This is a genomic window from Rhodococcus sp. NS-SX18 (assembly GCF_057367935.1).
The window spans coordinates 2,340,292-2,358,037 of the sequence record NZ_CM170633.1; the positions used below are offsets into that span (position 1 = coordinate 2,340,292).

The window sequence follows — 17,746 nt, forward strand, 5'->3', positions numbered from 1 at the left end:
GGTGCCGCTCAGCGAATCGCCGCGACGGCCTTGAGGATCCGCTGCTCCGAAATCGGCCCACGGGTCCCGAGGTGCTGGGCGAACAGGCTGACCCGCAGCTCCTCGATCATCCACGAGATCGCCACCACATCGGGGGCGGTGGTCCGCTCCTGCGGCAGTCGTGCGAGCAGGCGGTCGTACTCGGCGTAGACCCGGTCCAGCACGTCCATGCCCTGCCGGTCGCGGTGCGCGCTCGCCGGCAGCGCTTCGAGCCGGTATGCCGCCGCGGCCAGATAGCGGGGCAGGTCGGCGAGCCGGGCACTGCCCAGCTCGGTGACGAATCCCTGGAAGAGTAGTGAGGCCAGCTGTTCCCGCACGTCCTCGGCAGCCTCGCCGCGCACCTTCTCGAGCAGTACTTCCACGTCGTGTGCACGCGCCAGGGCGGGCACGACGAGTTTCAGGAGCGCCGCGACCCGGTCCGGCAGCTGGGCCCGCACCACCTTCACCAACGCGGTGAACTCGTCGGGTGTGCGTACCGGCTTGCCGTGCCGGACGATCGACTCGTCCACCGCACAGGCCCGGCAGTCCTCGAGCAGATCCTCGAACGAGCCGTCTGGGTTGCGTCCGAGCGCCAGCCGCTCGCTGTTGCTCAGACCCGTCGCCGCAGCGCGCGCCTGCACGGGGACCGCCTCGAGGAGCAGTGCCCGCAACCCGGTGCGCATCGCGGCCTGCTGCGCCTGCGGGGTGCTGAGCACCCGGACCGCCACGCCACGATCCTCGGAGACCAGCGTCGGGTATCCCGTCACGCGCTGACCGGCCACCGTGCGTGTCACCGTGGGTTCGAGGGTGCCGAGGGTGTCGGCTGTCCAGACCAGTGCCGGCGCACGTTCGGTGCTCGACGCCGCCCGCGAAACCTCGGCCTCGACGCGGGTTTCCAGCCGTCTGCGCAGGTCGGTCAGGCTCTTGCTGCGCGCGAGAACCGACCCTCGTTCGTCGACGGCGGCGAACGTCATCCGCAGGTGGTCCGGCAGCGCGGCCGGGTCGAAGTCGCCCGGCTCGATCCGTGTCGCACCGAGCCGCGACAGCTCCCGGGCCATCGCGTTGACGAGGGGCTCGGATCGGGCCCGGACCGACGCGAGGGCCGCCGCGGCGAAGTCCGGTGCCGGAACCACTTGGCGGCGAAGATGCTTGGGGAGTGTCTTGATGAGGGCGGTGACGAGCTCGACGCGCATGCCGGGCACCGACCAGTCGAAGCCGACGGGCCGGACCCCGGCGAGCAGTGCCACGGGGATGCGGACGGTGACGCCGTCCTCTTCCGTGCCGGGCTCGAATTGGTAGGTGAGGGGGAACTGCAGATCGCCCTGCCGCCACGCGTCGGGGTAGTCGCCGCCGAGGACCGCGGCGGCGTCCTGGTTGACCACCGTGTCCGGGGTGAAGGTGAGCAGTTCGGGATTCTTCTGCCGCTCCTTCTTCCACCACGTGTCGAAGTGCCGCGCCGACACGACTTCCGGTCCGACGCGCTGGTCGTAGAAGTCGAACAGGGTCTCGTCGTCGACGAGGATGTCACGCCGGCGGGCCCGGTGCTCGAGCGCCTCGACGTCGTCCAGCAGCGCGCGGTTGGCATGGAAGAACTTGTGACGCGTCCGCCACTCGCCCTGCACGAGGGCGTGCCGGATGAACAGCTCGCGGGAGGCCTCTCTGTCGATCGCCCCGTACTGCACCGGCCGTTGCGCCACGAGGGGGATGCCGTAGAGCGTGACCCGCTCGTAGGCCATCGCCGCCTCGCGCTTGGTGGACCAGTGCGGTTCGGAATAGGTGCGTTTGACCAGGTGCGGCGCGAGCTTCTCGGCCCACTCGGGCTCGATGCGCGCCGCCGTCCGGGCCCACAGCCGCGACGTCTCGACGAGCTCGGCCGCCATCACCCAGCGCGGCGGCTTCCTGGCCAGCGACGAACCGGGGAAGATCCCGAACCGGGTTCCGCGCGCGCCGAGGAAGTCCCGCTTCTCGCCCTCGCGCAGGCCGACGTGCGAGAGCAGCCCCGCCAGCAGCGACTGGTGGATCGCGTCGGGCCCCACGTCCTGGTGCCGGGTCTCCCAGCCGAGGTTCAGGGTGATCTGACGGAGCTGGCCCTGCAGGTCCTGCCATTCCCGGATCCGCAGCCAGTGCAGGAACTCGTCGCGGCACATCTTGCGGAACCTGCTGGACGACAGCTCCTTCCGCTGCTGCTTGAGGTAGTCCCACAGTTGCAGGTAGGCGAGGAAGTCCGAGCCCTCCACGGCGAACCGGGCGTGCTTCTCGTCGGCCGCCTGCTGGAACTCGGCCGGGCGCTCGCGCACGTCCTGGATCGACAGGGCGGCGACGATGATCAGGACCTCGCGCAGGCATCCGTTGCGGTGCCCCTCCACGATCATCCGGGCCATTCGCGGATCGACCGGCAGCAGCGCGAGTTCGCGCCCGGTCCCGGTGAGCCGGGGCAGTTCGTCCTTCGCTGCCCGTTCGAGCGCCCCGAGTTCCTCGAGCAGCGCGATGCCGTCGCGGACGGCGCGCGGGTCGGGGGCTTCGACGAAGGGGAACGAGGCGATGTCCCCGAGTCCGAGCGCCGTCATCTGCAGCACGACCGAGGCGAGATTGGTGCGCAGAATCTCCGGCTCGGTGAACTCGGGGCGGGCCTCGAAGTCCTCCTCCGAATACAGCCGGATACAGATGCCGTCGGCGACACGGCCGCAGCGTCCGGACCGCTGCCGCGCCGAGGCCTGCGAGATCTCCTCGATCGGCAGTCGCTGGACCTTGGTGCGCACCGAGTAGCGGGAGATTCGCGCGGTGCCGGGGTCGACGACGTAGCGGATGCCCGGCACGGTGAGCGAGGTCTCGGCGACGTTGGTGGACAACACCACTCGCCGGCCGGTGTGCGGGGTGAACACCCGGTGCTGCTCGGCGGCCGACAGCCGCGCGTACAGGGGCAGGATCTCGGTGCCCCGGAGTTTGCGCTCGCGCAGGGCATCGGCGGTGTCACGGATTTCGCGTTCACCGGAGAGGAAGACGAGGACGTCCCCGTCGCCCTCGGCGGCGAGTTCCTCGACGGCCTCACAGACGGCATCGACCGGGTCGCGGTCGACGAGTGTGTCGCCCACCTCGACCGTCAGGGGCCGGTAGCGGATCTCGACCGGATAGGTGCGGCCGGAGACTTCGACGATGGGCGCGGGCGTGCCGTCGGCCGCTGCGAAGTGGTTCGCGAACCGCTCGGGGTCGATCGTCGCCGAGGTGATGATCACCTTCAGGTCCGGTCGGCGGGGGAGCAATTCCTTGAGGTAGCCGAGGATGAAGTCGATGTTGAGGCTGCGTTCGTGCGCCTCGTCGATGACGAGGGTGTCGTATCGGCGCAGCAGCCGATCGCGCTGGATCTCGGCGAGGAGGATGCCGTCGGTCATCAGCTTGATCAGGGTGGCGTCCGACACCTGATCGGTGAAGCGGACGGTGTAGCCGACGGTGTCGCCGAGCTCGGAGTCGAGTTCCTCGGCGATGCGCTCGGCGACCGCGCGCGCGGCGATGCGGCGCGGCTGCGTGTGCCCGATCAGGCCGCGCACCCCGCGGCCCAGTTCGAGGCAGATCTTCGGGATCTGGGTGGTCTTGCCGGATCCGGTCTCCCCGGCGACGATGACGACCTGGTGGTCGCGGATCGCGGCGGCGATGTCGTCCTTGCGCTGCGAGACCGGGAGGTTCTCGGGGTAGGTGACGGTCGGCGCGGCGGCCACCCGCGCGGCGAGCCGCAGTCGGGCCTGCTCGATCTCGTCGGCGATCTTCGCCAGGTCCCCGGGCCGGCGGGCACGGTCGAGCCGTCGGCGAAGGCGATGCTCGTCGCGCAGCGACACGTGGTCGAGGGCCGACTTCAGGTCACGGCGTGTCGGCCCGGGCGGGGTAGGGGAGCGCGGAGTCTCGCGTGAGGTGGACATGCTGGATGTACAGCCTAGCGAAGCGCGCGTTCTCGCTGCGCGCCGCCCGGCGCATAGGATGGCGGTTTCATCGCCGTTCGTGGAACAGGAGCAGATCGTGGGCGCGTTGTGGCACGGGTTCGCAGACATGGGTGTCGTCGAGCGGGACGGTGCGTTCGTCGTCGCGCGCGGCGAAGGCGCCTACATCTGGGACCGAGCCGGCACCAGGTATCTCGATGCCACCGCCGGCCTCTGGTTCGCGAACGTCGGCCACGGCCGCTCCGAGATCGGTGACGCGGTGGCAGCGCAGCTGGCGAAGGTCGCGCACTACTCCAACTTCGGTGACCTCGCCGCGGAGCCGACCGTCGAACTGGCGGAACGGCTCGCCACGATCGCACCCGTACCCGGCAGCAAGATCTTCTTCACCTCGGGCGGTTCGGATTCGATCGACACGGCGGCCAAGCTGACGCGCCGCTACTGGCAGGAGATGGGACGGCCGGAGAAGACCCTCGTCGTCAGCCGGGAGAAGGCCTACCACGGCATGCACGTCGGGGGCACGTCCCTCGCCGGGATCCCGGTCAACGCCGAGGGGTACGGGAGCCTCTGGGACGACGCCGCCAAGGTGTCGTGGGACGACGCGAAGTCGCTGCTCGCCCTCATCGAACGGGTCGGCGCCGACCGGATCGCGGCGTTCTTCTGCGAGCCCGTCATCGGCGCGGGTGGTGTCTATCTGCCGCCGGAGGGCTATCTTGCCGAGGTCCGCGACATCTGCCGCGAGCACGACGTGCTCTTCGTGGTCGACGAGGTTGTCACCGGATTCGGCCGCATCGGCGGCTCGTGGTTCGCCTCGGACCGGTTCGGTCTGGAACCGGACCTGATGACCACAGCGAAGGGCCTCACCTCCGGGTACGTGCCGATGGGCGCGGTCTTCGTGGCCCCGAAGGTCGCCGAACCGTTCTTCGCCGGCGGGGTGTGGTGGCGACACGGCTACACCTACGGCGGGCATGCCGGTGCCGCGGCGGCGGCCCTGGCGAACCTGGATATCCTCGAGCGCGAGAACCTGCTCGCCGAGTCGGCGCGACTGGAGCGGACCCTGCACGAGAAGCTGTCCCCGCTGGCCGAGCACCCGCGCGTCGCGGAGGTTCGCAGCGGACTCGGTGCCGTGGCCGCAGTGCAGCTCGCCGACGCGTCCGAGGCGCTGCAGTTCGTGAAGACTCTTCGGCAGCACGGGATTTCGAGCCGTGCGGCGGGGCAGGGGGCGCTACAGATCTCGCCGTCCTTCGTGATGACGGACGAGCAGGTGCAGGACCTCGCGGACGGGTTCGCCTCCGCCCTGGGGTGATCGGTGGCCGACGTGGCCGCCTCAGCGACGGACCCGGACCCGTCGGAGCCCGGTGCGGATCCGCGTGCACAGTCCCGTCGTCACCTCGTCCAGGGGCACCGCGCTCTGCGTGTCGTGCGTGGCCGCGACGCGGGCGTAGCGGTCGTGCAGCTTCGTGCGTACCTCGTCGGCGGTGTACGCACGCCGCCTGCGCTCGTCGCGCATGACGACTGCGCCCGTCGCGGCGACGCCGACCGCACCGGCCAGGCCGACGAGCTTCCACCACTGCCTGCCCTTCAATGCCATGCGCGCGAGCCTAGACCGCGCGAGATCGGGCACTCGCTGCACGGGTCTCTCTGTCCCGCCGGCGCGCAACGGACGGTGAGCCACGACGGTTCCACATGAGAGGCTGTCGCACATGCCGCAGCCGAGCCCGCCGAAGTCCAGGATCACCCTCGACGAGGCGGTGGCGCTGACCCGCACCGGGGACCTGTGGATCTTCCGCGGCACCAGCAATGCCGACCGGGCGATCCAGACGCTGACCAACGCCCCCGTCAACCACGTCGGCATGGCCGTGGTGCTCGACGACCTGCCACCACTGATGTGGCACGCCGAGCTGGGCAGGAGCCTGCCGGACATGTGGACCGGCCGGCACCACCGCGGTGTGCAACTGCACGACCTGCGCGCGGCGGTCCAGGTGTGGAGCGCCCGGTACGGCCAGCGTGGCTGGCTGCGCCAGCTCGACGTCGAGGTGACGCCGGCGCAGGAGGACCAGTTGCTGCGCACCGTAGCCCGGCTGGACGGCACGCCGTTCCCGTCGACGGGCCGGCTGGCGAGTCGCTGGTTCGCGGGCCGGCTGCCGTGGCGCACCCGTCCGGATGCGAGTCTCGAGCGCGCGTACTGCGCCGAGGTGGTGGGCGCGACTCTCGAGGCGATGGGCCTGCTCGAGCAGCGCGGACGCGGCAGCAATTGGTACGACCCCGGACGGTTCTGGAGCGGAGACCGGCTTCCGGCCGCACCCGGCGTCTCGTGGGGGCGTGAGATCGAGGTCGTGCCTCCCAGGAACGGGTGAGGGGCGCACGCTCTGGGTCGCCGCCGGGAGCCTGCGCCGCCGAATCACCCCGTTCCCCGGCCTCGCACGGTGACTTCGCGGGATCATGAGCCCATGTCACGTCCCGCCATCGCCCTGCAGGTCTACGTCCTCGACACCCCGGATCCGTCCGGGCTGGCCTCGTTCTATTCTGCGCTGCTCGGCTGGGACATCGACGACGCCGCCACCGACGACGACTGGGTCCAGTTGCGTGCCCCGGCCGGCGGAGGCCTGGCGTTCCAGCTGGCACCCGGATTCACCCCGTCCACGTGGCCGGACGGCAGGGTGGGGTTGCAGGCGCACCTGGACCTCGAGGTCGACGACCTCGAGGCCGCGGAGGCGTGGGCCCTGCGGCACGGCGCGACCCGCGTCCCGGGTCCCAACCCCAGCCCTACCTTCCGCACCTACCGTGATCCGTCCGGTCACGTGTTCTGCCTCGTGCGTTCGGGGTGAGCGGACGCACGCCGGGGCCCTGCGCGGGGCGTCCCGCGGTCTCCCCGCACCGCGACCGGTCACCCCGCCGGATCCGCTATCGGCGCCGCCGCGCACGTCCGGCGCTCTTCGGGCGTCCCGCATTGCCGCGGCGGGTCTTCGGCTTCTTGTCGCCGACGACCTTCTTCGGTTGCGAACCCTGGCGTTCCCCGCGCCGCTTCTGCTTCGGCTGGGACTCGTCCTGCCGGCCCCGCGAGCTGTTGGCGGTGCGACCCCGCACGATCCCGACGAACTCCTCGACCAGCTCGGTGGTCCGCTCCGACAGCCACACCAGTCCCACCTGCGACTGCGGGGCATCGGTCACCGGCCGATACGTCAGATCCCTGCGGTGGTACAGCCGCGCCAACGACTGCGGCACGACCAGCACCCCCACCTCCGAGGCGACGTACGATACGGCCGTCTCCGTCGTAGGCGGTCGCTCGAACGCCTCCTGTCCCGGCAGGTGCGCCCAGTCCAGCACGTCGTCGCGCGGATGCAGCACTGTTTCCTCTGCGAGATCCGCGACGTCCAGTTCCTCGACTGCCGCGACCGCATGCTCTTCGGGCACGACCACCACCGACGTCTCGGTGTACAGATTGATCACCGACAGTCCCTCGCGAGGCAGCGGCAACCGCAGCACCGCGGCGTCGACCGTGCCGTCGCGCACCGCGCTCTCGCCGGCGGCGGCCGCCACCGGCACCAGTTCCAGGGGGACGTCGGGTATCCGTTCCGCCCACACCCGCGCCCATTTCCCGGGGGTGACGCCGGGGACGTAGCCCAGCCGGAACGCCGGGGCGGACTTCTCGCTCACCCGCTCAGGCTAGCGGCCCGTGCGTCCAGCGGCCGCCGAGCATCGTGCCCCACACCGCCGTCGCGGCCAGCTCCGCGCCGGAGCGCGGCAGCGTGTCCGCGTCGAGCACCACCAGATCGGCGACGTCGCCGCCGGTGACGCGGGTCCGGCCGCCGGTGGACGCTGCCAGCGCGACGTGCAGTTCCAATTCCTGTTCGCGGTGCCAGACCCGGCCGTCGGGCAGGGTGCGGTCGATCGCGGCGGCCAGCGTCCGCCACGGATCGAGCGGCGCGACCGGTGCGTCGGAGCCGAGGACGAGGCGCGCACCCGCCGCGTGGAGCGTCGCGTACGGGAACGAACGATGCGTCCGGCCGGGCCAGTACCGCTCGGCCAGGTCCACGTCGTCGTACACGTGTGCCGGCTGGATGCTCGCCGCGATACCGGACCGCGCGAAGCGGGGGACGTCGCGTTCGGCCACGAGCTGGGCGTGTTCCACGCTGCCGTGTGCCCCGGTGGCGGCGAACGCGTCGAGCACGTGCTCGCATGCGTGGTCGCCGATCGCGTGGACAGCGCTCTCGAACCCGTGGTCGTGGGCGTGGCGCATCAGCGGCTGCAGTTGTTCCGGGGGCACCGACAGCACCCCGCGCTCTCCGTCGGGATACGGCTCGTGGCAGTAAGCGGTGCGAGTGCCCAGCGATCCGTCGACGATCACCTTCACGGGACCGACCGTCGCCAGACCTGCCGTGCCGGGTACCGCGTCGCCGGTACGCATTCCCGCCGCGATCGCAGCGCCGAGCCACCGCGGCCAGATGCCGCACCGGACCCGCAGATACCGCGTCCCGGCGCCGATGCGGCGTGTCCATGCGGCGAGATTGTCGGCGATCTCGAAGTCGACGACGCCGACGACACCGCGGGCCGCGGCCGCCCGGGCCGCGGCGTCCACGAGGCGGTCGCGCACCTCGGGGTCCACGCGCTGGATGTCGTTCATCAGCGGCATGAACTCGCTCTCGCGTAGCACACCCGTGGGGTGTGGATGCAGCGAGAAGTGTTGTAGCGCATAAGTATTGAACCAAGCGCAGTGCAGGTCCGCGCTCAGTGCGACAACCGGCCGGCCGGGGGCGATCGCGTCGAGCGCCGCCGCGGTGGGTGCATCCGGCCACAGCCCGTCGCGGAATCCGCGGGCGACCAGGACGGGAGTGGAGTCGACGGCCAGCCGGGTGGCCACCAGCGCGACCGCGTGCGCGGCCGACGTCGCGCCCGACAGGTCGAGCGCGGCCTGCGCGAGGGCCCACTGGTCGAAGTGCACGTGCGCGTCCCACAGCCCCGGCAGCACGAGTCGCCCCTCGACGTCGACGATCTCGGCGCCGCCCGTGGGATCCGCGTCGATGCGGTCGCCGCTGATCGGCAGGTCGACCGGGTCGGCGCCGGGGGCCGTGCGGGCATTGCGCAGGACCAGAGGCGACGGCACAGCTCAGCCCTCGACGATCTCGAACTCGTCGAACACGACCTCGCCGGCCGCATCGGATTCGGCGAGGTTCACCTCGCCGAGTAGCGCCCAGCCGTGGTCGCCCTCGGGGTCGGCCAGGGTCTGCCGGACCCGCCACAGGTCCTTCTCCTCGACGACGGTGAACAGCTGCGGGCCCCGCGCGTCGGGACCGGTGCCGATCTCGTCGTACTCCTCGAAGTACAGTTCGAGCAGATCGGCCCAGTCCTGCGCTTCGAGCCCGTCACCGAGGTCGGCGAGGGCGTCCCAGCGTCGGCGCGACGCCAGTTCCACCCGCTTGAACATCGCATTGCGCACCATCACCTTGAACGCCCGTGGATTCGCCGAGATCGGTTTGGGCACATCGGCGCCGAAGGCCACCTGCTGGTCGTCGGATTCGATGCCCGGGTTGGTCAGCGACTCCCACTCGTCGAGCAGGCTCGAATCGACCTGGCGGATCAGCTCGCCGAGCCACTCGGTGAGGTCTTCGAGTTCCTCGGTGCGGGCCGCGTCGGGAACCGTCTGACGCAGGGCCCGGTAGGCGTCCGCGAGGTAGCGCAGCACCAGCCCCTCCGAGCGCGCCAGCCCGTAGTGGCCGACCAGTTCGGCGAACGTCATGGTGTGCTCGACCATGTCCCGCACGACCGACTTGGGGGACAGGGGGAACTCCGAGACCCACGGGTGCCCCGCGCGGTACGTTTCGAAGGCCGGCTCGAGCAGATCCGCGAGCGGCTTCGGCCAGGTGATCTCCTCGAGGAGCTCCATCCGCTCCTCGTATTCGATGCCGTCGGCCTTCATCTGCTGCACGGCCTCACCCCGGGCGGCGTGCTGCTGGGCCATGAGGATCTGCCGCGGATCGTCGAGCGTGGACTCGATCACGGACACCACGTCCAGCGCATACGTGGGGGAGTCGATGTCGAGCAGTTCGATCGCGGCGAGCGCGAACGGTGACAGCGGCTGATTCAGCGCGAAGTCGCGCTGCAGGTCCACCGTCAGGCGCGCCGTCCGGCCGAACTCGTCGGGCTCGTCGAGCTGCTGCACCACGCCGGCCTGCACGAGCCCCCGATACAGCGAGATGGCCTTGAGGATGTGCCGGCGCTGGGCCGCGCGCGTTTCGTGATTGTCCTCGAGCAGATGACGCATCGCCTCGAAACAGCTGCCCGGCCGGGCGATGACGTTCAGCAGCATGGAATTGCTCACGGAGAAACGGGACGTGAGCGGCTCGGGCGAGGCGGCGACGAGCTTGTCGAACGTCCCCTCGCCCCACGAGACGAACCCCTCGGGCGGCTTCTTGCGCTGCACCTTGCGGCGCTTCTTCGGGTCGTCACCGGCCTTGGCGAGGGCCCGCACGTTCTCGATCTCGTGCTCGGGGGCCTGCACCACGACGGTGCCCATCGTGTCGAACCCGGCGCGGCCGGCGCGACCGGCGATCTGATGGAACTCGCGGGCCTTGAGCTGCCTGGTCCGGGTGCCGTCGAATTTCGTCAGGCCCGTGAGCAACACCGTGCGGATGGGCACGTTGATGCCCACGCCCAGCGTGTCGGTGCCGCAGATGACCTTCAGCAGGCCGTCCTGGGCCAGCCGCTCGACGAGTCGCCGGTACTTCGGCAGCATCCCGGCGTGGTGCACGCCGATACCGTGGCGCACCAACCGTGAGAGCGTCCTGCCGAAACCGGTGGAGAACCGGAACGCGCCGATCGCCTCGGCGATCGCATCCTTCTCCTCTCGGGAGCACATGCTGACGCTGGTCAGGGCCTGCGCTCGTTCCAGGGCGGCGGCCTGGGTGAAGTGGACGACGTAGACGGGGGCCTGGTGGGTGGTGACCAGTTCCTCGATCTCCTCGCCGATCGGCTTCTGGGAATAGGTGAACGACAGCGGCACGGGGCGCTCGGAGCCGGACACCTCGGTGGTGGGGCGGCCGGTGCGGCGGGTCAGGTCCTTCTGCAGGAAGGTGACGTCACCGAGGGTCGCCGACATCAACAGGAACTGCGCACGGGGCAGTTCGACGAGGGGCACCTGCCAGGCCCATCCGCGGTCCGGCTCGGAGTAGAAGTGGAACTCGTCCATGACCACCTGGCCGATGTCCGAGTCGGCGCCCTCGCGCAGCGCCAGATTGGCGACGATCTCGGCGGTCGCGCAGATGATCGGGGCACCGGGGTTCACCGAGGCGTCACCGGTCATCATCCCGACCCGATCGGCGCCGAACACCTCGCACAGTGCGAAGAACTTCTCGCTGACGAGTGCCTTGATCGGAGCCGTGTAGAACGTGCGCTTCCCGGTGGCCAGGGCGAAGAAGTGCGCACCGAGTGCGACCATCGACTTGCCCGAGCCGGTCGGCGTCGCCAGGATGACGTTCGACCCGGAGACCAGTTCGAGCAGCGCCTCCTCCTGCGCCGGGTACAGCGAGAGGCCGCGCCCGGTCGTGAAGGCGGTGAAGGCGTCGAACAACGAGTCCTCGTCGACGATGTCGGGGATCAGTTCCGGAAGCAGCACCGCTCCAGGCTAGTTGTTGCCGGCGGGACCGCGCCGACGCGCCGGACGACGGCGCTCGTCCGGTCGGCCGGTCGCGCGGGTGAGCGGGGCGCTCAGGTGGCGCTGCGTTCGTCGGCGCCCATTGCACCGAGCACAGCCTGCCGGGTGGCCGGACTGCCGGTGATCTGGTTCTCGCTGACGCCGTTGATCAGCAACTCACGCCAGCGTTGCTCGTCGAACACGAGAGGCGCGGTCGAGTCGAGGAATTCCTCGACGACCCGCAGGAACCGGATGGGATCGTCGCGGAACGGGAAGTGACCGGCGCCGCGGAAGATGTCGAGCCGGGAATTCGGCATCGCCGAATGCGCCAGGTAACCGTGGCTCACCGGGATCACGCTGTCGTGATCTCCCCAGATCAACTGCACGGGCAGGTTCTCGGTCAGGTAACAGCGGTCGAGCATCGTCACCACCTGGCCGCGCCAGTCCACGACGGCCCGCAGTGTGCGCAGGAACGCCTCGTAGGCGGTCGGATCGGGCAGTCCGCTCAGGACGCGGATCAGATCCGACGTGTCGTGCAGGAAGACACCGGGACGTAGCGGCGTGTCGTGCAACTGCCCCAGCAGGTCGCCGGCGACGCGTACCGCCGGCATCGCGCCGGGCAGCCGCAGCAGCTTGAGGACCTCGCTCAGGCCTGGCATGGACAGCAGGCGGAGGGCAGGGTGGACGTCCTTGGTGACGCCGCCCGAGGAGACGAGGATCAGCCGGTCCACCATCTGCGGGAACTGGTACGCGAACTGCATCGCGACGCCGCCGCCGAGGGAGTGCCCGACCACCGTGACGTGCTCGATGCCCAGCACCGACAGCAGATCTCGGACACCGTTGGCGTATGCGGCGACCGAATAGTCGGCGCGGGGCTTGTCGGAGCGTCCGTGGCCGAGCAGGTCGGGGGCGATGACCGTGTACTTGCGGGCCAGGTGCGGAATGACCTCTTGCCAGGTCGAGGAGTTGTCGCCGATCCCGTGGATCAGCAGCAGGGCGGGCCCCTCACCGGCGAGCCGGAACGCGCGGCGGTAGCCGTGGATGGTCCGGAAGACCACCCGCGTCTCCGCATCCGGTACCGGCCGGAGCGTACGTGTGCGTGATGAACCCATATGCGTCTCCTGACCGCCGGATCCTCGTCGACCTGTGGTGTTCGAGGCGCCGGACCGTCACCGGCCCGACCCTTCAGCTCAACTCGTCGAACCGAGCGTACTGACTGTATGTGACCTGCACAACGCGAAGGGTAACGAGAGAGTAATGATCCGGGGTCGGACCGGCGGCGATTCGAACCCGGTCAAGCGGGCGGTTCCGCCTCGCCCGGCCCGTTTCCGCCGCGATCGTCGTACTCGGCGAGGAAACGTTCGAACTCGGCGCCGATCTCCTCGCCGGTCGGCAGATTCTCGTCCGTCGGCAGCTGGGCGGCCTGCTGCTCCTGCGCGGCGACATAGCTGTCGTACTGCCGCTCGAGTCCCCGGACCACCGCCTGCACTTCCTCGTTCTGGGCGATGTGCTCGTCGATCTGCTCGCGCACCCGTGCGGCGGCTTCGCCGAGCGCGGCCAGGGGCAGCGCGAGCCCCCCGGCTTCGGCGACGTTCTCGAGCAGCGTCTCGGCGGCACCCGGGTAGTCGGTCTGGGCCAGATAGTGCGGCACGTGGACCGAGAACCCCACCGACTCGTGCCCGTGCTGAGCCATCCGCAGCTCGAGCAGGGACGACACCCCCGCCGGCACCTGCAGTTCGCCGGTCCAGCGGTGGTGATCGGCGATCAGGTCCTTGTTCGTCGAGTGCGCGGTCACGCCCAGTGGACGGGTGTGGGGGATCGCCATCGGGATCGCGCTGATCCCGATCGTGCGCCGGACGCCGAACTGCTCGGCCAGCAGGCGCACCGCCGTGATGAACCGCTCCCATTTCAGGTCGGGCTCCGCGCCGGCGAGCAGCAGGAAGGGAGTACCGGCGGTGTCGATCAGGGCGTACAGGTTGAGTTCCGGGGCGGCGTAATCCGAGAAGTGATCGGCCTTGAACGTCATGGTCGGGCGCCGGGACCGGTAGTCGATCAGCTCGTCCACGGCGAACGACGCCACGAGCTCGCTTTCGAGGCTCTCACGCAGGTGCGTGGTGGCGAGCCGTACCGCATGCCCCGCGTCGGCGAACCCTTCGAGGCCGTGCACCAGGACCGGGCCCTCGCCGTCCGCAGACGTCAGCCGGGGAGCAGGGAACTCGAGCTCGTACATGCGGGACTGATCGTCCATGCGAACATCCTCCGTTCGATCCGGGGCGCCGTGGTACCGCCGGGTCACCGGCGTGGCATGGTGGAGTTCGAGTCTAGTTGAACTGATGATCAGCCTCCGCCGGGGCGCGACCCGGCGGAACGCGACAGCGGAGGTCCGGTGGCACCCCACAGCGCAGGAGACGACGTCCGGCCGCCGCGCCGTCCCCCGACCCTCGGTCGCCGGCTGGGCACCGCCGCGTTCGGCGCAGCGCTGTTGCTCGTGGCCGGGTGCTCGTCGACCGTCGGCGGGACACCCCAGCCCGAGCCGGCCGCGCTGGCCACCACGGGCGACGCCGCCACCGCGAGCCGGCCCCTCGCCGAACTACTGCTGCCCCCCGAGGAGTTCCCCGAGCCGTACGACGCCGTGGTACTTCCGCCGCAGGCGGTCGCCCAGGCCGCTCCCGATCTCACGGGCGTGCCGGAGGGTGCCAAGGTGGATCCGCCGGGATGTCTGCCACCACCGCAGAACTTCGGCCCGGACGGGACCGCGATGGTGGTCGGCACGGACAACGACAGCCGGGCCACGATCTCGGTGGAACTCGTCACCGTCACCGACGGGCTGGCCGTCTACCGTGAGCGTCTCGCCGAATGCCCGGTCGTCGCGGCGACCCGCCGGGGCGTCACCGCCACGGTGACCACCACGATCGACCCGTCGGCACCCCCGGCGGCCCCGGGGGTCGAGGCCTTCGCATTCACCCGGACCGTCCGGTCGGGGGAGGGCCGGGAGGTGGTCACCCAGTCGATGACCAGCCGCATCGCCCAGATCGGCGACGTTCGGGTACTGGTGACCTACATGTCCTTCGGTGCCGGGCCCGCCGACACCGACGGCCTCACCCAGGTCTTCGATGCGAGCGTGGAGCGCGTGCGCGCCGCGTGAGCGCAGCACGCTACCAGCGCCCACCGACACCGGGTGGTGTGGACTCCCGCAACCGCCGGAGTTGTCCACAAGCGGAGGACTCGTCCCCAGATTCGGCGAATGCGGGGCTCACGGTCCCCGGGGGGCGCCGACCGTCGGGGACAGTCGGGCCATGACCACATCGACTTCCTCGTCCCGGCCGCTGCGACTCACCGATCCGGGCGATCTGATCGCCGCCGTGCCGGCGATGCTCGGCTTCCTTCCCGCCCGGTCGCTGATCGTGCTCAGTCTCGCGTCCGACGCCGGCGGCGGATGCGACGGCGTCCGGTCCGCGGCCGTCGGCGCCGTCATGCGCCACGACCTGATCCTGCTTCCCGGCGAGGACGATCCGGTGCCGGCCGCGATGCGTGACGTCTTCGAGCGATTCGGTGCGCTCTGCGACCGGGAGGGCGCCGACGCCGTGCTCGTCGTCCTGGTCGACGACCGCCTCGACCATCCGGACGCCCCCGCCGTCGCCGCAGCCTGCCGGCTGCTCGACGACTTCGCCGTCCGTCTCGATCGTCACGGGATCCGTATCGCCGGCGCACACGCCGTCTCCGAAGTCGCCTGCGGCAGAACATGGTTCGCGCTCGTCGGCGGCGTGCGCGGGACGGTGCCGGACCCACAGGCCTCACCCGTCGCCGCCGCGCGCGTCTTCGAGGGCGGAGCCATCCGACGGTCCCGCGCCGAACTCGCCGACCTGCTGGCCCCCGTGCCGATGCCCGGACGGATGCAGGTCGCCGACCACATCGACGAGGCGATCGACACCCGCGACCTCGCCTACGAACTCGCCGTCCGCGCCGGCGGCCGCGATCGCGCCGACCGGCAGGAACTCGAGGCCGTCCTGAGCCACATCGCCCGGCACGGCGACGGCGCGGAGCTGCTCGCCCCCGAACTCGCCGAACTGGCAGTCCTGCTGTCCAATTCGACCGTGCGAGACGCCGTGATGGCCCTCGCGACGGGCGCCGAGGCCGACGCTGCCGAACGATTGTGGATCGCGCTCACCCGGCGTCTTCCGGATCCGGAACGAGCCGAGGCCGCCGCCCTCGTCGGCTACAGCGCATACGTACGCGGCGACGGACCGCTCGCCGGGGTCGCGCTGGGTGTGGCACTCGAATCGAACCCGCGGCACCGGCTCGCCGACCTTCTCGACCAAGCCCTGCAGGCCGGGTTGCGGCCGCACACCGTACGCGGACTCGCCGACACCGGCTACGAGATCGCCGCGCGACTCGGGGTGCGAATGCCCCCGCCGGAGCCCGCGGCGTGACCTCGGCGGCTCAGCGCCGCGCCGCGTGCGACCGGTCGCCGAGATCCTGCAGGTAGGCCCAGGCGTCGGCGACGATCTCGTCGAGGCTCGTGTGCTGCGGCTTCCAGCCCAGCTCCTCGACGGCGCGGCGGCTCGATGCAATCAGCACCGCCGGGTCCCCGGCACGCCGGGGTGCATCGACCACCGTGATCGGCAGCCCCGTCACCCGGCGGCACGCCTCGATCACCTCCCGGACGGTGAAACCCTCACCGCTGCCGAGGTTGTAGACGGCGTGTTCGCCGGGACGGGCGGCCTCCAGTGCCAGGAGATGGGCGTCGGCGAGGTCCTTGACATGGATGTAGTCCCGCACCGCCGTGCCGTCCTTGGTCGGCCAGTCGGTGCCGAACACCGAGATGTGCTCGCGCTGGCCGAGGGCCACCTGCAGCACGAGTGGAATCAGGTGGGTCTCGACCACGCGGTTCTCCCCGGCGCCGCGGTACGCGCCCGCGACGTTGAAGTAGCGCAGGCTCGTCGCGGCCAGCCCGTACGCCCGGGTGTAGGACGAGATCGCATGGTCGATGGCGAGTTTCGTGGCGCCGTACGGGTTGGTGGGCCGGGCCGGGGCGTCCTCGGTGATCGGGACCCGCTCCGGTTCGCCGTACGTCGCCGCCGTCGACGAGAACACGAGCCGCGGAGTTCCCGATCGCCGCATCGCGTCGAGCAGGGCGAGGGTCGCGACGACGTTGCCGTGCCAGTACTTGTCCGGCTGCTCGACGGACTCGCCGACCAGGGACTGCGCCGCGAAGTGCAGCACCCCGTCGAACCGGGAGCGGGCGCCGTCGCCGAGCACCGCCGCGGCGGCGGTGGCGATGTCGCCCTCGACGAACTCCACGCCGGCCGGCACGGCGTCGGCGTTGCCGGTGGACAGGTCGTCGAGGACCACCACCTCGTGCCCCTGCTCGAGCAGCACCGTGCTGCAGACGCTACCCACATACCCGGCGCCGCCGGTCACCAGAAGCCTCACGCTGTGCGCCCTTCTTCGCCGGCCCGCGCAGGGCCGGCGAAGGGTCCTGTCTCAGACCTGCTTCACCTGCACCGCGTGGGCCATTTCGTCGGAAAGTTCGAAGCCGTCGTGGCCGGGCACGTTGATGATCACCGACCCAGGCTTCGTCTCGACTGTAACGCGTGCGTCGGGCACGATCCCCGCCTCACGCAGCCGGCCGATCACCTCGTGATCGGACTGCACATATTCCGCGAGCCGACGCACGACCACGGCGGTCGGCTTACCCGGCGGGATCTCGGTGAGCCGGACCAGGGGCTCGTCCGCCGCGGCCGGCCGGTCCAGACCGAGCTGGTCCAGGCCGGGGATGGGGTTGCCGTAGGGCGACGTCGTGGGGTTGTGCAGCACCTCGACGAGGCGGCGCTCGACCTCCTCGCTCATCACGTGTTCCCAGCGGCAGGCCTCGGCGTGCACGTTCTCCCAGTCGAGGCCGATCACGTCCACGAGCAGCCGCTCGGCGAGCCGATGCTTGCGCATGACCGACACCGCCAGATCGCGGCCCTTCTCGGTCAGCTCGAGGTGCCGGTCGCCCGCCACACGCAGCAGTCCGTCCCGTTCCATCCGGGCGACGGTCTGACTCACGGTCGGACCGCTCTGCTCCAGGCGTTCGGCGATGCGCGCACGCAGCGGCACGACGCCCTCTTCCTCCAAGTCGTAGATCGTCCGGAGGTACATCTCCGTGGTATCGACCAGGTCTTTCACT

14 protein-coding genes are annotated in these 17,746 nt (G+C 70.6%); 5 read left to right on the forward strand and 9 right to left on the reverse strand.

Going from position 1 to position 17,746, the window contains the following annotated elements; genetic code table 11:
• Positions 1-8 precede the first annotated feature (8 nt).
• On the reverse strand, positions 9-3,929 hold the full coding sequence (hrpA, locus tag AC2IPW_RS10935; RefSeq protein ID WP_486376852.1) for an ATP-dependent RNA helicase HrpA: 3,921 nt from the start codon (positions 3,927-3,929) through the stop codon (positions 9-11).
• A 58-nt stretch (positions 3,930-3,987) separates the two neighbouring features.
• Between hrpA and AC2IPW_RS10940 the strand changes: the two genes are divergently transcribed.
• Positions 3,988-5,250 carry an aminotransferase family protein gene (locus tag AC2IPW_RS10940; protein ID WP_416063438.1) on the forward strand — a complete coding sequence of 421 codons (1,263 nt, stop codon included), beginning with the start codon at positions 3,988-3,990 and terminating at the stop codon, positions 5,248-5,250.
• Between the two features lie 21 nt (positions 5,251-5,271).
• Here AC2IPW_RS10940 and AC2IPW_RS10945 read toward each other — a convergent pair whose 3' ends face one another.
• Positions 5,272-5,535, reverse strand: a complete 264-nt coding sequence (locus AC2IPW_RS10945; protein ID WP_416063439.1) for a hypothetical protein — start codon at positions 5,533-5,535, stop codon at positions 5,272-5,274.
• Between the two features lie 112 nt (positions 5,536-5,647).
• On the opposite strand from AC2IPW_RS10945, the gene AC2IPW_RS10950 reads away from it, so the two are divergent.
• Positions 5,648-6,301 (forward strand): hypothetical protein, encoded by a 654-nt coding sequence (locus AC2IPW_RS10950; protein ID WP_416063440.1) that lies wholly within the window; start codon positions 5,648-5,650, stop codon positions 6,299-6,301.
• A gap of 93 nt (positions 6,302-6,394) precedes the next feature.
• Positions 6,395-6,772 carry a VOC family protein gene (locus AC2IPW_RS10955; protein ID WP_003935605.1) on the forward strand — a complete coding sequence of 126 codons (378 nt, stop codon included), beginning with the start codon at positions 6,395-6,397 and terminating at the stop codon, positions 6,770-6,772.
• A gap of 76 nt (positions 6,773-6,848) precedes the next feature.
• Here the strand turns inward: AC2IPW_RS10955 and AC2IPW_RS10960 are convergent, their stop codons facing one another.
• The 5 genes from AC2IPW_RS10960 to AC2IPW_RS10980 all read right to left on the reverse strand — a co-directional run bounded on the left by AC2IPW_RS10960 (position 6,849) and on the right by AC2IPW_RS10980 (position 13,822).
• A complete protein-coding gene (locus AC2IPW_RS10960; protein ID WP_416063441.1) occupies positions 6,849-7,601 on the reverse strand; it encodes a LysR family substrate-binding domain-containing protein in 753 nt (250 codons plus the stop codon).
• Between the two features lie 4 nt (positions 7,602-7,605).
• A complete protein-coding gene (locus AC2IPW_RS10965; protein WP_416063442.1) occupies positions 7,606-9,048 on the reverse strand; it encodes an amidohydrolase in 1,443 nt (480 codons plus the stop codon).
• A 3-nt stretch (positions 9,049-9,051) separates the two neighbouring features.
• A complete protein-coding gene (locus tag AC2IPW_RS10970; protein ID WP_416063443.1) occupies positions 9,052-11,556 on the reverse strand; it encodes a DEAD/DEAH box helicase in 2,505 nt (834 codons plus the stop codon).
• A gap of 92 nt (positions 11,557-11,648) precedes the next feature.
• Complete coding sequence (locus AC2IPW_RS10975; protein ID WP_003935601.1) at positions 11,649-12,686, reverse strand: alpha/beta fold hydrolase; 1,038 nt, start codon at positions 12,684-12,686, stop codon at positions 11,649-11,651.
• A gap of 182 nt (positions 12,687-12,868) precedes the next feature.
• Positions 12,869-13,822, reverse strand: coding sequence for a proteasome assembly chaperone family protein (locus tag AC2IPW_RS10980; protein WP_003935600.1), 954 nt, complete (start codon positions 13,820-13,822; stop codon positions 12,869-12,871).
• Between the two features lie 138 nt (positions 13,823-13,960).
• On the opposite strand from AC2IPW_RS10980, the gene AC2IPW_RS10985 reads away from it, so the two are divergent.
• A complete protein-coding gene (locus AC2IPW_RS10985) occupies positions 13,961-14,719 on the forward strand; it encodes a sensor domain-containing protein (RefSeq protein ID WP_486376853.1) in 759 nt (252 codons plus the stop codon).
• A gap of 151 nt (positions 14,720-14,870) precedes the next feature.
• Positions 14,871-16,004, forward strand: coding sequence for a DUF4192 domain-containing protein (locus AC2IPW_RS10990; RefSeq protein ID WP_416063445.1), 1,134 nt, complete (start codon positions 14,871-14,873; stop codon positions 16,002-16,004).
• Between the two features lie 10 nt (positions 16,005-16,014).
• On the opposite strand, the gene galE is transcribed toward AC2IPW_RS10990, so the two are convergent.
• The gene (galE, locus tag AC2IPW_RS10995) at positions 16,015-17,007 is read right to left on the reverse strand and encodes a UDP-glucose 4-epimerase GalE (RefSeq protein ID WP_416063446.1); all 993 of its coding nucleotides are present in this window, start codon (positions 17,005-17,007) and stop codon (positions 16,015-16,017) included.
• Between the two features lie 51 nt (positions 17,008-17,058).
• Positions 17,059-17,745: an iron-dependent transcriptional repressor DtxR gene (locus AC2IPW_RS11000; RefSeq protein WP_054373252.1), complete on the reverse strand. Its 687-nt coding sequence runs from the start codon at positions 17,743-17,745 to the stop codon at positions 17,059-17,061.
• Position 17,746 lies beyond the last annotated feature (1 nt).